General features: G+C 74.2%; 13 protein-coding genes. 6 read left to right on the top strand and 7 right to left on the bottom strand.

The genetic code is table 11. The features are described from left to right. Positions 1-91: 91 nt before the first annotated feature. Complete coding sequence (locus tag V9U70_RS12170; RefSeq protein ID WP_336674973.1) at positions 92-1,576, top strand: GNAT family N-acetyltransferase; 1,485 nt, start codon at positions 92-94, stop codon at positions 1,574-1,576. On the opposite strand, the gene V9U70_RS12165 is transcribed toward V9U70_RS12170, so the two are convergent. Beyond that, positions 1,506-2,723, bottom strand: coding sequence for a trans-sulfuration enzyme family protein (locus V9U70_RS12165; protein ID WP_336674663.1), 1,218 nt, complete (start codon positions 2,721-2,723; stop codon positions 1,506-1,508). The genes V9U70_RS12170 and V9U70_RS12165 overlap by 71 nt on opposite strands. Positions 2,724-2,783: 60 nt before the next feature. On the opposite strand from V9U70_RS12165, the gene V9U70_RS12160 reads away from it, so the two are divergent. Together V9U70_RS12160 and V9U70_RS12155 are read left to right on the top strand one after the other, a co-directional pair. Further along, a complete protein-coding gene (locus V9U70_RS12160; RefSeq protein ID WP_336674662.1) occupies positions 2,784-3,263 on the top strand; it encodes an Lrp/AsnC family transcriptional regulator in 480 nt (159 codons plus the stop codon). 92 nt (positions 3,264-3,355) lie between these two features. Beyond that, positions 3,356-5,044, top strand: coding sequence for a DUF885 domain-containing protein (locus V9U70_RS12155; protein ID WP_336674661.1), 1,689 nt, complete (start codon positions 3,356-3,358; stop codon positions 5,042-5,044). A 295-nt stretch (positions 5,045-5,339) separates the two neighbouring features. On the opposite strand, the gene V9U70_RS12150 is transcribed toward V9U70_RS12155, so the two are convergent. From V9U70_RS12150 to V9U70_RS12140, 3 genes are all read right to left on the bottom strand, one after another. After that, positions 5,340-8,384, bottom strand: coding sequence for an SMC family ATPase (locus V9U70_RS12150; RefSeq protein WP_336674660.1), 3,045 nt, complete (start codon positions 8,382-8,384; stop codon positions 5,340-5,342). Beyond that, positions 8,381-9,550: an exonuclease SbcCD subunit D gene (locus V9U70_RS12145; protein ID WP_336674659.1), complete on the bottom strand. Its 1,170-nt coding sequence runs from the start codon at positions 9,548-9,550 to the stop codon at positions 8,381-8,383. Before V9U70_RS12145 ends, V9U70_RS12150 begins: the two co-directional genes overlap by 4 nt. Before the next feature lie 169 nt (positions 9,551-9,719). Beyond that, on the bottom strand, positions 9,720-10,346 hold the full coding sequence (locus V9U70_RS12140; RefSeq protein ID WP_336674657.1) for a YigZ family protein: 627 nt from the start codon (positions 10,344-10,346) through the stop codon (positions 9,720-9,722). A 74-nt stretch (positions 10,347-10,420) separates the two neighbouring features. Here V9U70_RS12140 and V9U70_RS12135 point away from each other — a divergent pair, with 74 nt between their 5' ends. Continuing rightward, positions 10,421-10,843 (top strand): CoA-binding protein, encoded by a 423-nt coding sequence (locus V9U70_RS12135; protein WP_336674656.1) that lies wholly within the window; start codon positions 10,421-10,423, stop codon positions 10,841-10,843. A 79-nt stretch (positions 10,844-10,922) separates the two neighbouring features. Here V9U70_RS12135 and V9U70_RS12130 read toward each other — a convergent pair whose 3' ends face one another. After that, on the bottom strand, positions 10,923-11,672 hold the full coding sequence (locus V9U70_RS12130; RefSeq protein WP_336674654.1) for an acyltransferase: 750 nt from the start codon (positions 11,670-11,672) through the stop codon (positions 10,923-10,925). Between the two features lie 158 nt (positions 11,673-11,830). Between V9U70_RS12130 and V9U70_RS12125 the strand changes: the two genes are divergently transcribed. Continuing rightward, complete coding sequence (locus V9U70_RS12125) at positions 11,831-12,361, top strand: gamma carbonic anhydrase family protein (RefSeq protein ID WP_336674653.1); 531 nt, start codon at positions 11,831-11,833, stop codon at positions 12,359-12,361. Between the two features lie 94 nt (positions 12,362-12,455). Here the strand turns inward: V9U70_RS12125 and V9U70_RS12120 are convergent, their stop codons facing one another. After that, positions 12,456-12,908 (bottom strand): DUF4442 domain-containing protein, encoded by a 453-nt coding sequence (locus V9U70_RS12120; protein ID WP_336674652.1) that lies wholly within the window; start codon positions 12,906-12,908, stop codon positions 12,456-12,458. Positions 12,909-13,013: 105 nt separating this feature from the next. On the opposite strand from V9U70_RS12120, the gene V9U70_RS12115 reads away from it, so the two are divergent. Next, a complete protein-coding gene (locus tag V9U70_RS12115; RefSeq protein WP_336674651.1) occupies positions 13,014-14,096 on the top strand; it encodes a DUF8017 domain-containing protein in 1,083 nt (360 codons plus the stop codon). Between the two features lie 109 nt (positions 14,097-14,205). Here V9U70_RS12115 and V9U70_RS12110 read toward each other — a convergent pair whose 3' ends face one another. Next, entirely contained in the window at positions 14,206-15,051 is an 846-nt protein-coding gene (locus V9U70_RS12110) for a spermidine synthase (protein WP_336674650.1), read from the bottom strand. Positions 15,052-15,130 lie beyond the last annotated feature (79 nt).

The following is a 15,130-nucleotide window of genomic DNA, read 5'->3' as shown; positions in this document are numbered from 1 at the left end:
CGATAGGTCATCAGATCTGCACTTAACCCATCAGTCACAAGGCGTTCGCGATCAGGCAACACCGTTCGTTCACAGTGACGCCATGACTGATGTGACATCCGCCAAGAGCGCCCGCCGTCCGCACCACTGGCGGCGGGACCTGATCGAGCTGGCCGCCCTGTTCACCGCGGTGGCCGTGGCCGACGCGATCGCCAACCTCATCGGGCACCAGCCGGACGGGCCCTACCTGCTCATGGCGTCGGCCGCGGTGCTGGTGGCCACGGCGGCGTTCCACACCTGGTGGGCCCGGCGGCACAGTCACGCTCCACCGTCCGCCGGGAGGGAGGCGGACGTGGGCGAGGCCGGGCCCGGGGGGACCCGAGCGCGCCGGGCGACGGCCGGCGAGGGAGCGCGTCACGCGAGCGAGGGGAGCGGCGCCGAGAGCGCCGGCGCGACGGAGACCGTGCTGTGGCGGGTTCGGACGACGGTCTGTGACGCCCCGGGGAGCCTGGCCGCTCTGTGCCTGGTCCTCGCCCGGCTGCGGATCGACATTCTCACGCTGCAGACCCATCCGCTCGCCCGGGGGACCGTCGACGAGTTCCTGCTCCGTGCGCCGGCCGGCCTCCAGGCTCAGGAGCTGAGCGGCGAGATCGCGGCCGCCGGCGGCTCCTCCACCTGGATCGAGCGGGCGGACGCCCATGACCTGGTCGACCCGCCGACCCGGGTGCTCTCGCTGGCCACCCGGACGGCGCTCGACGCGGCCGAGCTCCCCCTGGCCCTGCGCCAGCTGCTCGGCCGGTGCGCCATCCACTCGCTGCCCGCCGTCTCCGTCACCGGCCGCCCCGTCGGGGAGAGCGCCCCGGTCGAGGGCGTGCTGGAGGAGACGTTGATGAGACTGCGGGACCCCTCCGGCGGCGTCATCACCGTCGAGCGGCCTCACCTGCCGTTCACCCCGACGGAGTTCGCCCGCGCCCGCGCCCTGGTCGAGCTCGACGCCCGGCTGGGCCCCCGGGTGCCGCGCGGGAAGGACGTCCTCACGCTGCCCGAGGGCAACGAGATCACCGTGCGCCGGGCCGACCACGCCGATCTCACCGCCGCCAAGGCCCTCCACGACCGCTGCTCGCAGCGCACCCTGGGCCTGCGCTACCACGGCCCCGTCGGCGACGCGGACCGCTACCTGCGCCATCTGCTGAGTCCCCGCTTCGGCCGCACCCTGGCCGTGCAGACCGCCTCCGGCAAAGTGGTGGCGCTGGGCCACCTCCTGTGGGACGGCGACGAGACCGAGGTCGCCCTCCTCGTCGAGGACGACTGGCAGCGCCGGGGCATCGGCTCCGAGTTGCTCCGTCGCCTGGTGGCCCTCGCCGGTGAAGCGGGCTGCGACAGCGTGTACGCCGTGACGCAGTCCCGCAACACCGGCATGGTGGCGGCGATGCGCGCGCTGAAGCTGCCGCTGGACTACCAGATCGAGGAGGGCACGCTCGTCATCACCGCCCGGCTGCCGCGGGAGCGGGCCACGGGCGAGCGGCTCAGGAGTGGACCTGCGACGCCCGAGCAGTCTGCCCCGCCGACCGCGCCGACGGGACGGGCCGGTCGCTGAGCGCCTGGCACAGGTCCGCCCACAGGTCCTCCACGTCCTCCAGTCCGACCGACATCCGCAGCAGCCGGTCGCCCACGCCGGCCGCCCGCCGGTCCCCCTCTTCCACGATGCGGTGGCTGATGGAAGCCGGGTGCTGGATCAGCGAGTCGACACTGCCGAGGCTGACGGCGGGGGTGATGAGCCGTACGCCCGAGATCACCCGGTGCGGGTCCCCGTACACCTCGAAGGAGACCATCGCTCCGCCGATCGCCGGGTAGTGGACCCGGGCGACCCGCGGGTCGGCGGAGAGCCTGCGGACGAGTTCGACGGCGCTCGCAGAGGCGGCCCGTACGCGCACCGGGAGGGTGGACAGGCCGCGCAGCAGCAGGTAGCCGGCCAGCGGGTGGAGCACGCCGCCGGTGGCGAACCGCACCTGGCGCAGTCGGGCGGCGAACTCCTCGTCGCAGGCCACGACCCCGCCCATGACGTCCCCGTGGCCGCCGAGGTACTTGGTGGCGCTGTGCAGGACGATCCGGGCCCCGTGTTCGAGGGGGCGTTGGAGGACGGGGGTGGCGAAGGTGTTGTCGACCAGCAGCGGCACGGAACCGCAGGCGTGGGCGACGGCCCGGATGTCGACTTCGGCGAGCGTGGGGTTGGCCGGCGTCTCGACCATGACGAGCCCGGTGTCCGGGCGGATCGCGTCGGCGATCCCCGCCGGGTCGGTCCAGGTCACCTCGGTGCCCAGCATCCCGGCGCCGAGCAGGTGGTCGCTGCATCCGTAGAGCGGGCGGACCGCGACGACGTGGCGCAGCCCCATGCCGGAGCGGGCCAGCAGCACCGCGGTGAGGGCTGCCATGCCGCTGGCGAAGGCGACCGCGCTCTCGGCGCCCTCCAGCCGGGCGAGCGCCGTCTCGAAGCGGCCGGTGGTCGGGTTGTCCAGCCGGGCGTAGACGGGCGGCCCTTCGGGGCGGGCGCCGGTGGTGGCGAAGGCGTCGATGCGTTCGGCCTCACCGCGCGAGTCGTAGGACGGGTAGGTGGTGGACAGGTCGAGCGGCGGGGCGTGCAGGCCGAGGGAGGCGAGGTCGTCGCGGCCGGCGTGCACGGCTTCGGTGGCGAGTGCCCTGGTCGGGTCGGCGGCAGGGGGCGTCATCGAGACTTCGTTGTCCATGCGGGCCACTCTGAACAGTTACCGGCTCGTAGCGGAAAATACCCGTGCTACGTTCGCCGTATGGCCGATTTCGTCGCTCTGGACCCGGTTGATCTGCAAATTCTGCGGCTGTTGCAGAACGATGCGCGGACCACCTACCGCGAGCTCGCCGCCGAGGTGGGCGTGGCGGCCTCCACCTGCCTGGACCGGGTGGCCCGGCTCCGGCGCTCCGGAGTGATCCTCGGCGACCAGCTGCGGCTGGACCCGGCGAAACTCGGCCGGGGGCTTCAGGCGCTGCTCCTGGTGCAGGTCCGACCGCACCGCCGGGAGCTGATCCGGCCGTTCGTCGACCGGGTCCGGGCCCTGCCGGAGTCCCGGGCGCTGTTCCACCTCACGGGCCCCGACGACTACCTCGTCCAGGTGGCGGTCGCGGACACGGCGGACCTCCAGCGGCTCGTTCTGGACGAGTTCACCTCGCACAGGGAGGTGGCCCGGGTGGAGACGCGGCTGATCTTCCAGCAGTGGGACTGCGGGCCGCTGCTGCCGCCGTCCGACAGCTGAGGGGCCCTCGCCGGACCCCCGGTGATCGTCTTTCGGACGTCCGGAGCTCTCCGGTGATGACGCGACGTGTGCCGCCGTACGAGGATGTCCGCATGTCAGACACATCGAGCAGTGCGCTGCCCCGTCAGGTCGCCGACGCCCACGTCGACGCAATCATCGAACTCGACCCCATCACGGGCACGTATCTGGGTGTCCGCGAAAGCTCGCGGCGTCTGCCCGACTTCTCCCCCGCCGGCCAGGCAGCGATCGCCGGTCTCATCCGGTCGACGCTGCTGGAGCTGGACGCCGCGGAGCAGCGGCCCGGCGCCGACACCGACGCCGAACGGCGCTGCGGCCGGCTCCTGCGGGAGCGGCTGACGGCGGAACTCGCCGTCCACGAGGCCGAGGAGGGCCTGCGGGCCGTCTCCAACCTGCACTCGCCCGCGCACAGCATCACCGAGGTCTTCACGATCACGCCGACCGGGACGGAGGAGGACTGGGCGGCGGTCGCGGAGCGGCTGCGCGCCGTGCCCGCCGCATACGAGGGCTACCGCGCCTCGCTCGCGCTCGGCCTGGAGCGCAAGCTGTACGGCGGGCCCCGGGCGACCGCCACCTTCGTCGGACAGCTGGCGGAGTGGGGCGGCGAGAGCGGCAGCCCCGCGTTCTTCGAGGCGTTGGTCGCCGACGCGCCCGGCTCGCTGCGGGCCGAGCTCGACGAGGCCGCGCGACTCGCGACGGCCTCTGTGCTCTCGCTGCGGGACTGGATGCGCGATGTGTACGCCCCGGCGATCGAGGGGGCGCCCGACACGGTGGGCCGGGAGCGTTATGCCCGCTGGTCGCGGCTGTACAACGGCACCGACCTCGATCTCGACGAGGCGTACGCGTACGGCTGGTCGGAGTACCACCGGCTGCTGGCCGAGATGCGCGTCGAGGCCGAGAAGATCCTTCCCGGCGCGGGGCCCTGGGAGGCGCTCGCCCATCTCGACGTGCACGGCGAGCACATCGAGGGCGTGGACGAGGTCAGGGACTGGCTCCAGAACCTGATGGACGAGGCGATCGAGGCCCTGGACGGCACCCACTTCGACCTCGCGGAGCGGGTGCGGAAGGTGGAGTCCCACATCGCCCCGCCCGGCGGGGCCGCCGCGCCCTACTACACCGGTCCGTCCGAGGACTTCTCCCGGCCCGGACGCACCTGGCTGCCCACCATGGGCGAGACCCGCTTCCCGGTCTACGACCTCGTCTCCACCTGGTATCACGAGGGCGTCCCCGGCCACCACCTCCAGATCGCCCAGTGGACCCACGTCGCCGACAGCCTCTCGCGCTACCAGGCGTCGGTCGGCCAGGTCAGCGCCAACGCCGAGGGCTGGGCGCTGTACGCGGAGCGGCTGATGGACGAGCTGGGCTTCCTGCCGGACGCGGAACGGCGGCTGGGCTATCTGGACGCCCAGATGATGCGCGCCTGCCGGGTGATCGTCGACATCGGCATGCACCTGGAGCTGGAGATCCCGGCGGACTCCCCGTTCCACCCGGGCAAGCGCTGGACGCCGGAGCTGGCGCAGGAGTTCTTCGGCAACCACAGCGGCCGCCCGGCCGACTTCGTCGAGAGCGAGATGACCCGTTACCTCTCCATGCCGGGCCAGGCCATCGGCTACAAGCTCGGTGAGCGCGCCTGGCTGCTGGGACGGGAGAACGCGCGCGCCGCGCACGGGGACGCCTTCGACCTGAAGGCATGGCACATGGCGGCGCTCTCCCAGGGGTCGTTGGGCCTGGACGACCTGGTGGACGAGCTGTCCCGGCTCTGACCCGCGGCGCCGTCCCCGCGCGAGGGGCGTCGCGGGCAGCTGGGGAGGCGCCCGCCGCACGGGGCCGCACCATGGCGGCGGGCACTCTCCGGTGCGCCCCTCCGGCGTCGCGGCGAGGTGTCTCCTCAGCACCCGCATTCGGCGTCGTCGGGCGGGGCGGCACGGGTCGCGCCACCTGGAGGAGACGATCGGCCGGAGCGGCGCCCTCGGCGCCGTCACGACCGATGTCGTCCGCTCCCCCCGGTCCCCCACCGCGCGAGCGGCCGCTGAGCCGCGGCTCCGGGCGGAGGCCTCCTCACAGGCGGTGGCGCACCGACGAACCGTGCCGGTCCTTGACCACTTCGAGCCGGACCGGGATGCGGCGGCGCAGATCGGCCACGTGGCTGACGATGCCCACGCTGCGGTCCCGCTCCCGCAGGGAGTCCAGCACGTCGAGCACCTCGTCCAGAGTCTGGTCGTCGAGGCTGCCGAACCCCTCGTCGATGAAGAGGGTGTCCAGGCGCACACCGCCGGCCTCCTCCGTGACGACGTCGGCGAGGCCGAGTGCCAGCGCCAGCGAGACGAAGAACGTCTCGCCGCCCGACAGGGTCGCGGTATCCCGTTCGCTGCCGGTCCAGGCGTCCACCACATGCAGTCCCAGCCCCGCTCTGCGCCCGCCGGTGCGGGCGTCGGAGTGGACCAGCGTGTAACGGCCGGAGGACATCCGCCGCAGCCGGGCGGTGGCGGCGGCCGCCACCTGTTCGAGACGGGCGGCCAGGACGTACGCCTCCAGGCGCATCTTGCGTTCGTTGTCGGCGGAGGTGCCCGCCGCCAGGCCCGCGAGCCGGGCGACCTGCTCGTGCTCCCGGCGTACCGGGCCCAGCCGCCGGACCTCGTCAGCGGCCTGCCGCGACAGACGGGACAGCTCCGCGCAGCGTTCCTGGGCGGCGGCGAGCGAGGAGGCCGCTTCGCGCAGCCGCCGGTCCGCCTCCTCGTAGGCCCTCTGCGCGGCGGCCGGCTGCGCGGGCGCGGCCTCGGCGGCCTCGCGGGCGTCCTGTTCGGCGCGGCGGTCGGCCACGGCGGCGGCCTCGGCCTGCCAGGCGTCGATCCGGTGCTGGAGGCCGCGGTGGGCGGCGGCGTCGAGGAGGGCCGCAGCCGCGGCCTGCGGGGTGTCGAAGCCCGCCCGGAACGCCGCGTCGGACAGCCGGTCGTCGGCCTCCTTGCGTCGCCGGGCCGCTTCCTGTTCGGCGCGCACGGCGTCGGCGGCGGCCGCGAGCAACGCGACCCGGTCGGTCAGCCGATTGGCGTACGCGGCGACGGAGCCCGCGCCGGACTCGCCCCGGACTCCGGCCAGCTCGCGTTCCAGGCCGGCCTGTTCCGCGTCGAGTGCCTCCCGCAGGGAGAGGCGGGCGGCGGTGCGGCGCTCGGCCTCCTGCCGGAGTCGGAGGCGTTCGAGGTGCTCCCGCTCGGCCGCGTCGAGGGCTTCGCGGGCGGCGTGCGTCCCTGCGGCGAGGCGGTGGGCCTCGGCGTGCTCTTCGGCCAACCGCTCGACGAGGTCGTGCAGTTCGCCGACTCCTGGCCCGGGGTCCTCGTCACCGCGCCGCCCCTCCTCCTCTCCCGCCACCGCGTCACACGCTTCCCGCCGGGCCGCCGCGTGGCGTTCACGGAGGACGCCGAGGGCCTGTTCCGCGCGGGTGCGGGCCTCCTCCGCGCGCCGGTGGGCGGTCAGGGCCGCCTCCTCCGTGGCCCGGTCGACATGGCCGTCGCCCGCGGTGGCGGGGGCAGGGTGTTCCGCGGAGCCGCAGACGGTGCAGGGCGCGCCGTCCACCAGCCCCGCGGCCAGCTCCGCCGCGATGTCCCGCAATCGCCGCTCCCGCAGCCCGAGCCAGCTCTCCTGGGCGTCGAGGGCGCGCTCGCGGGCCTCGGCGAGGGTGTGCAGGGCCGCCTCGGCCTCTACGACGAGGGCGTCGCGGCGACGGGCCGCGTCCAGCCTGCGGCGGGCCGGTCCGAGGCGTCCGGCGAGCTGTTCGGCGCGGGTGGCGGCCTCCTGCGCCGTCGCGATGCGGTCCCGCAGCCCGGTGCGGAGCGCGTCCCAGCCGGACAGCCAGGCCTCCGCGTCCCGTACGGTCGCCTCGTCGGCCCGCGACTCCCGCTCCAGGCGGTCGCGCTCCCCCTTGATCTGCGCGCTGCGCCGCTCGGCGCGCTGCGCCGACTCCAGGCCCCCCAGCTCCTGACGGAGCCGCCGCTCCTGTTCGGTGAGCTGTTCGGCGCTCGCGTCGACGAGGTCGGGCGGCAGCTGCTTCCGGGCCCGGCCGAGGGCGTCGCCCGCCGTGCGATGGGCCCGCTCGGCCTCCTCCCGCAGCTCCAGGGCGGGCGCGACACGCTCCGCCCTGCGGGCCCGCTCCAGCCTCTCCCGGCAGCGGTCCCGTTCGGGCCGGAGCTGCTCCAGGGCGGCGGCACGCGCCCGGGTCTCCTCGTACCGCTGCTGGAGGCGGGCCCGTTCCCGTTCTTCGTCCAGTGCCCGCCGGGCGGCGCCCTGCCGCTCCTGAGCCCCGGCGAGGAAGCGGTCGGCGATGGCGCGGTGTTCACCGGCCGTGCTGCGGGCCACGGCCGCCCACTGGAGGGCGGCCCCGGCCAGTCCGGGCTCACCGGGGCGGGCGTCGGGCGCCGGGGCGCCGGCCGCGGCGGGCCCGGCCGCCTGCGCGATGCGCTGGGTGAGGGCGAGGATCTTCTCGTCGCCCGCCCTCACCTGGGCCTCTGCGGCCCGGCGCAGCTCGGCGAGCCGTTCCTCGACGGCGGCGAAGCGGCGGGTGTCGAAGAGGCGGCCCAGGAGCTTGCCGCGGGCTTCCGCGTCGGCGCGCAGGAAGCGGGCGAAGTCGCCCTGCGGCAACAGTACGACCTGGCAGAACTGGTCCCGGCTCATGCCGATGAGCTGGGTCAGCTCCTCACCGATCTCCTGGTGGGACTTGCTGAGGGCCTGCCAGCCGTGCTCGGGGTCGTGGACCCGCAGCCGGCTCTGGGCCTTCTCCAGGGTGAAGCCGTCACCACGCTTCTTCGGGCGGGGCTGGGCGGGGCTGCGGGTGACCTCCAGGCGGCGACCGCCGACGGTGAGCTCCAGGCACACCTCGGTCGGCAGACCGGCCGGGGCGTGGTCGCTGCGCAAGGAGGCCCCGGGGCTCTGACGGGCGCCGGGGACAGCCCCGTACAGGGCGTAGCAGACGGCGTCCAGGACGGACGTCTTCCCCGCGCCGGTGGGCCCGTGCAGAAGGAACAGTCCACCGGTGGAGAGCGCGTCGAAGTCGACTTCCTGGGTGGCGCCGAACGGGCCGAAGGCGGTGACGGCGAGGCGGTGCAGTCTCACCGGGACACCTCCCGGACGCTCTCGTCCACCCGTACGTCGTCGAACGCGCCGCGCAGGACGGTGCGTTCGAGATCGCTGGGGCCGCTGCCGCCGCGGACGTGGGCGACGAAGTCCTCGGCGATCTGGTGGTCGTCGCGGCCCCTCAGACGCTGGGCGTAGGAGGCCAGGGGGTCTTCGGGTGGCCGCTCGGGGTCGAAGACGAGGCTGAGGATGTGCGGGAAGCGTTCGGCGAGGCGGGCCATCGGTTCTGCTGGGCGGTCCGGGTCGGTGAGGGTGGCCTCCACCCAGGCGTTCTCGTGGCGGCCCAGGGCCGGGTCCTCCAGGAGGGTGTCGAGGCGCCCGCGGAGCCGGGCGAGGGGGCGCTCGGCGGGGCAGTCGATCCGTTCCGCCGCGGCGAGGTTCCCGTCGCCGTCCAGGTCGATCAGCCACATGGTCTTGCGGTGGTCGGCCTCGGAGAAGGAGTAGGCGAGCGGGGAGCCGGAGTAGCGGACGCGTTCGGTGACGCGCTGGCAGCCGTGGAGGTGGCCGAGGGCCACGTAGTCGACGCCGTCGAACACTCCGGCCGGAACGGCGGCGACTCCGCCGACGGTGATGTCGCGTTCGCTGTCGCTCGGTTCCCCGCCCGCCACGAAGGCGTGGGCCAGGACGACGGAGCGGGTGCCGGGGGGCCGGGCGGCGAGGTCGGCGCGGACCCGGCCCATGGCGGCGGTGAGGACGGCCTCATGACCGGCCTTGTCGGCCCGGAGGGCGTCCTTGACCAGGGCCGGCTCCAGGTAGGGCAGCCCGTAGAAGGCGACGTCGCCGTGGTCGTCGGCGAGGACGACGGGGGTGGCACAGCCCTCGGGGTCGGTCCGCAGGTGGACTCCGGCACGCTCGAAGAGTCCCGCGCCGACGCCGAGCCGGCGGGCCGAGTCGTGGTTGCCCGAGATCATGACCGTGGGGACCCCGACGGCGGCGAGCCGGTGGAGCACACGGTCGAACAGCTCGACCGCGCTGAGCGGTGGCACGGCCCGGTCGTACACGTCGCCGGCGACGAGGACCACGTCGGCCTCCCGTTCCAGGACGGTCGCCACCAGGTGGTCCAGGTAGGCGGCCTGGGCGTCGAGCAGCGGGACGCGGTGGAAGGACCGCCCCAGGTGCCAGTCCGAGGTGTGCAGGATTCTCACGCCATCACTCCGCCGGTCTCTGCCTGCATCGTCTTCGTCCTCCACCCGTGGGCCACGCCTCCGCGGCTGTGATCCGCCGTCGGCACCGAACACGCTAACGGCACCGGGCCGCCGATCCCGCATCGACCATGAAGGGAGGCCCGCGAGCGGGGCGCGCGTGCCCCGGCGCTCACACGTCGCCGTACGCCTCGCCGCCCAGCTCCAGCGTGGCGGAACCGGCCGTCGCGTCCGCCAGCCAGGCGGTGAACGCCTCGACGTCGGCGTCCGGCAGGCCGATCTCCAGGGTGACGGCCTCGGCGTACCGCACCTCGCGGACGTCGCGGCCGGTGGCCCGCAGATCGTTCTCCAGCTTTCCCGCCCGCTGGTGGTCGACGCGGACCGTGGCCAGCCGGAAGCGCTGCCGGGTGAGGGTGCCGAGCTCGTCGAGGGCTTCGCCGACCACTCCCCCGTACGCGCGGATCAGTCCGCCCGCACCGAGTTTGACGCCGCCGAAGTAGCGGGTGACGACCGCCGCGACGTAGCGCATCTCCCGCCGCATGAGCATCTGGAGCATGGGGGCGCCCGCGGTGCCGCCGGGTTCGCCGTCGTCGCTCGCCTTCTGCACGGCGGCGTCGGCGCCGATCACGTACGCGAAGCAGTTGTGGTTGGCGCTCGGGTGCTCCCTGCGGACGCGGGCGACGAAGTCCTGCGCCTCCTGTTCGGTGGCGGCGGGGGCGAGGGAGCACAAAAAACGCGATCGGTTGATCTCGCTCTCGTGCACGCCCGCGCGGGCGACGGTCCGGTACTGCTCCTGCATCCGTCCACCCTATGCGTCCGCTCGGCGGCGGATTCCGGCGGGAATGACGGGCGGGGGCCGCCGGTTGTCCGGGCATGTACCCAGACGCGGAGACAGAGACGATCCGGCGCGTTCTTCAGGACACGGGCGACACCTGGGCGGTGGTGGGCCTGTCCGACAACCGGTCCCGGGCGGCCTTCGGGGTGGCGGCCGTCCTGAAGCGGTTCGGCAAGCGGGTGGTGCCGGTGCATCCGAAGGCGCAGACCGTGCACGGTGAGCGGGGGTACGCCTCGCTGGCAGAGGTCCCCTTCCCGGTCGACGTGGTGGACGTGTTCGTCAACAGCGAGCTGGCGGGCGGGATCGCGGACGAGGCGGTGGCGGTGGGCGCGAAGGCGGTGTGGTTCCAGCTGGGGGTGGTGGACCCGGCCGCCTACGAGCGGACGCGGGCGGCGGGGCTGGACATGGTGATGGACCGGTGCCCGGCGATCGAGATCCCGCGGCTGGCCCCCGGCTCCTGACCGTCCCCGGAGCACCGTGCGGCGTCCTGGGGAAGGCCCCGCGGGGCGCCGGGAGCCGGTGGCCGCTACGGGACAGCCCTTACGGGGGGTCGGGCGCCTCTTCGAGTGCGGTGAGCGCCAGGAGCTGCTCGGGCGTGACGCCTTCGGGGATGGGCACGGGCGCGGGCGTGCGCAGGGGCGGCTGCCAGCCTTTCTCCGGGTCCCAGCTGCGGACGACGCGGGCAGGGGCCCCCGCGACCACCACGCGGTCGGGGACCTCGCCCCGCACGACCGCGCCCGCGGCGACCACCACGTTCCGGCCGATCCTCGCGCCGGGCAGGATCACCGCGCCGGTCCCGATCCAGCAGCCGGGGCCGATGGCCACGGGCTCCGTGCGGGGCCACTGTTTTCCCACGGGTTCGTGCGGGTCGTCGTAGCTGTGGTTGGTGGAGGTGATGTAGACGTAGGGGCCGCAGTAGGTGTCCGGGCCGATCGACACGGTCGTGTCCGCGATGACGTGGCTGCCGCGTCCCAGCACCACTCCGTCGCCCAGGGTGAGGATGGGGTCGGGCCCGAGGTCCAGGTCCGGCATCATCCCCGCCGTGAGCGTGACCTGCTCGCCGATGACGCAGTGCGCGCCGAGCTCGATCCACGGCTCCCCGAACACGGTGCCCTGCGGGAAGGCGAGCCGGGTTCCCGAGCCGATGGCGGCGAACCGCAGCCGCCCGGGGTGCTCCGCGGTGACCGCGCCCGTCTCCCGCACCCACGCCCAGCAGCGGTGGACCGCGCGGGAGGCGGCGCGACGCGGGAGGCGGGCGAGGGAGGAGAACATGTTTCGGTTCTTCGGCACGCACTCACGGTAGTCGGGGACGCGGCGGCCATCCGCGCGGTGACCTGTGATGTTCGCCCCACCGCCCGGTGCGTGCGGGGAGCCGTCGCCTACCGTGTGGAACGGCCCGGCCCGGCGACGAGGGCCCGGAGCACCACACCGGCGCGAAGGAGCAGACGATGGCGGAGCAGGCGCTGATCACGGGCATGGGCGGCAAGGAGCCGGTGGTCGACGTGGACGCGTTCGTGGCGCCCACCTCCGTGGTGATCGGAGAGGTGACACTCGCGCCGGGCTCCAGTGTCTGGTATCAGGCCGTGCTGCGCGCCGACTGCGGCCCCATCACGATCGGGCCCGACAGCAACGTCCAGGACAACTGCAGTGTGCACACCGACCCCGGCTTTCCGCTCACCGTGGGCGCACGGGTGTCGGTCGGCCACAACGCGGTGCTGCACGGCTGTGTGATCGAGGACGACGTGTTGATCGGGATGGGCGCGACGGTGCTCAACGGCGCGCACATCGGCGCTGGCTCGCTGGTCGCGGCACAGGCCCTCGTCCCGCAGGGCATGCGGGTGCCGCCGGGTTCTCTCGTCGCGGGGGTCCCCGCCAAGGTCAAGCGGCCGCTGACGAAGGAGGAGCTGGAGGGCGTCCGCTTCAACGCGACCGGCTACGTGGAACTGGCCAAGGCCCACCGGCGGGCGCACGCGGTGTGAGGCCGTGCCCGGACCTCCGCGCCACGGAACCGGGGCCGCCGTCCTCCCCTCGCGGGGCCGGGGAGGGCGGCGGCCCGGGGCCGAACGCCGCCGGTCAGCTGTTGGGGCGCAGAGTCCACACCACGGTCATCTCGCCGGTGACCGCGCCGTCGGCGCGCTTGATCTCGACGGCGACGGGGAATTCGGGGCGTCCGCCCGCGTCGAGTTCGGCGACGACGTCGGCGACGGGCCGGCCGAGGGTGGCGGTGGCGGTGACCTCCCCCATGGCGAGCTTCTTGTAGCCGATCTCGGCCTTCACCGCGAGCGGCACGGCACGTCGCAGCTGGTCGCCGAAGGCGGCGATGACGACGGCGCCGCTGGCCGACTCGGCGAGCGTGAACATCGCTCCGGCGTGCGGGCCGCCGACGTGGTTGTGGTAGTCCACCTGGTCGGGCAGCCGGACGACCGCGCGTTCCGCGGTCGTCTCCAGGAAGTCGAGGTCGAGGGTCCGGGCCATCGGAACCGTCGCGAGGAGCATCTCGCCCACGGTCGTCTCTTCAGCGCTCATGGTCCGAAGGTTACTCACGGGTAGCCCTGTTTGGCCATCCCCGTACAGCACCGGAACAGGGGCGGCCGTAGCAGCGGACGCGCCGCCCCTCTATGGTTACTGGCCATGTGGCCAGGACAGCAGCCGCCCGGGGGCGAGCAGAACCCGCAGGACCAGAATTCCAACCCGTACCAGCAGCCGGGGTACCAGCAGCCGAACCCCTACCAGCAGCCGGGATACCCGCCGCAGGGCCAGTCGGCGCAGCCGGGGTACGGGTACCCGCAGGGTCAGCCCGGCGGGCAGCCCGGCTACCCGCAGCCCCATCCGTACCAGCAGCCGACCGTGCCCCAGTACGCCGTGCCGGGGTCGCCCGGGGGGCCGAAGCCGGGCGACGACAAGAAGAAGACGGCCCTCGTCGCGGTCGTCGCGGCGACAGCGGTCCTCGTGGCCGCCGTCGTCACCGGTGCCATCGTGCTGAACAGGGACGACGAGGGCGGCGAGAGCGTCGCCGACGGCAAGAAGTCCGCGTCGCCCAGCGCGCAGCCCAGCGAGTCGGCCACCGGCACCGCACCGGTGGAGAACCCGCGGGGCGCCGACGGAGACCCCAAGCCGCTCATCGCGGGCTGGAAGGTCGTCACCAACCCCAAGTGGGGCACGCAGTTCGACGTCCCCGGCGACTGGGAGGTCTCGGGGACCGGCGTCATCTCCGGCTTCGAGGACGCCAAGGACCCCACGGGCCCGCCGGTCGCCGGCTTCTCCGCCCCCGCCCACTACAAGACCAAGTGGTGCGTCGACGACTCCGACGGGGACGGCCGCGAGGAGACCACCGGGCTGGCCGGCGCCGGGACGAAGGGCGCCCAGGGCGCCAAGACCGCCGACGAGGCCGCGCGGAACGAGGCCGCGAACTGGGTGTGGGCCGCCTACGCGCAGACCGACCCCAAGAGCAAGGTCAAGATCGGCGAGCCCAAGGCCTACACGACGAAGTCGGGGCTCTCCGGCAGCGTCGTGCAGGCCACCGCGCTGGAGCTGAGCAAGAAGGAGAAGTGCGACACGGACGGCAAGTCCATCGCCTTCACCTTCAAGAACGCCAAGGACGAGTTCGCGACCTGGGTGCTCTACGCCAACGCGGGCGTCGACGACGAGCTTCCGGACTCGACCGTCCAGCAGATCCTCAGCACGGTCCGGCTCGCCGGCCGGCCCGCCGGCTGACGCGCTCCGCGGCCGCCGCGCTGTCCCGGCCGCCGCCCACGCGGAGAACGTCGGCGCTCTCCGAGATCCGCGCCCCGCGCGCCCTGCCGGTCCACGCTCGTTCCACGCGTCAGCCGACGCTGAAGGCGCCCCCGGGCGGCTCGGGCGAGGCGACCGCGTCCGCGTCCCGCACCGGGCGGGCTCCGCCGAGGAACCGGGCCAGCGCCGGTCCGTACGTGACCCGGGCCGGAAAGGCGTCGGCGGCGCAACGCCGGGTGAGCGCGGCGATGTCGACCGGGGCGTGCGAGGCCAGCAGCACGACGTTGCCGAAGCGACGGCCGCGGAGCACCGCCGGCTCCGCGATCAGCGCCAGGTGCGGGAAGACGGCGGCGAAGTTGGCCAGTTGGGAGCGGACGAAGGCGAACGGCGTGCTGTCCGCCAGATTGGCCGCGTAGATCCCGTCGACGCGCAGCGCCCGGCACGCCGCGCGCGCGTACTCGGCGGAGGCGAGATGGGCCGGCACCCGGGAGCCACCGAAGACGTCCCCGATCAGCAGGTCGGCGCAGGCGGGCGCAGCGGCCTCCAACCGGCTCCGGGCGTCGCCCGCGTGGAGGCTGATCCCGCTGCCCCCGGGCAGCGGGAGATGCTCCTCGACCAACCGCAGCAGGCCCCGGTCCGCCTCCACGACGTCCTGCCGCGATCCGGGGCGGGTCACGGCCACGTAGCGCGGCAGGGTCAGCGCGCCGCCGCCCAGATGCAGGACGTCCAGCGGCGCTCCCGCCGGCGTCGCGCCGTCCACGACGTGGGCGAGCCGCCGGACGTACTCGAACTCCAGGTGCGACGGGTCGTCGAGGTCGACGTAGGACTGGGGCGCGTCGTCGACCGTGAGCAGCCAGGCCCGGTCGCGGTCGACGTCGGGCAGCAGCCGGGCGGTGCCGCAGTCGACCTCACGGTTGACGGGTATCGGCTCGTTCACCCCTCCATTGTCACCGCAGCGGCCCACCTCCGGCGCGCCCGCCGCCCGCCGCCCCGGGAGGCGGGCGGCGGGCGCGCGG

The sequence above is a fragment of the Streptomyces pratensis genome, assembly GCF_037137275.1.
GTDB classification, from domain to species: domain Bacteria; phylum Actinomycetota; class Actinomycetes; order Streptomycetales; family Streptomycetaceae; genus Streptomyces; species Streptomyces pratensis_B.
Note: the sequence above shows the minus strand (reverse complement) of the source record. Positions and strands in the feature narration are given on the sequence as shown.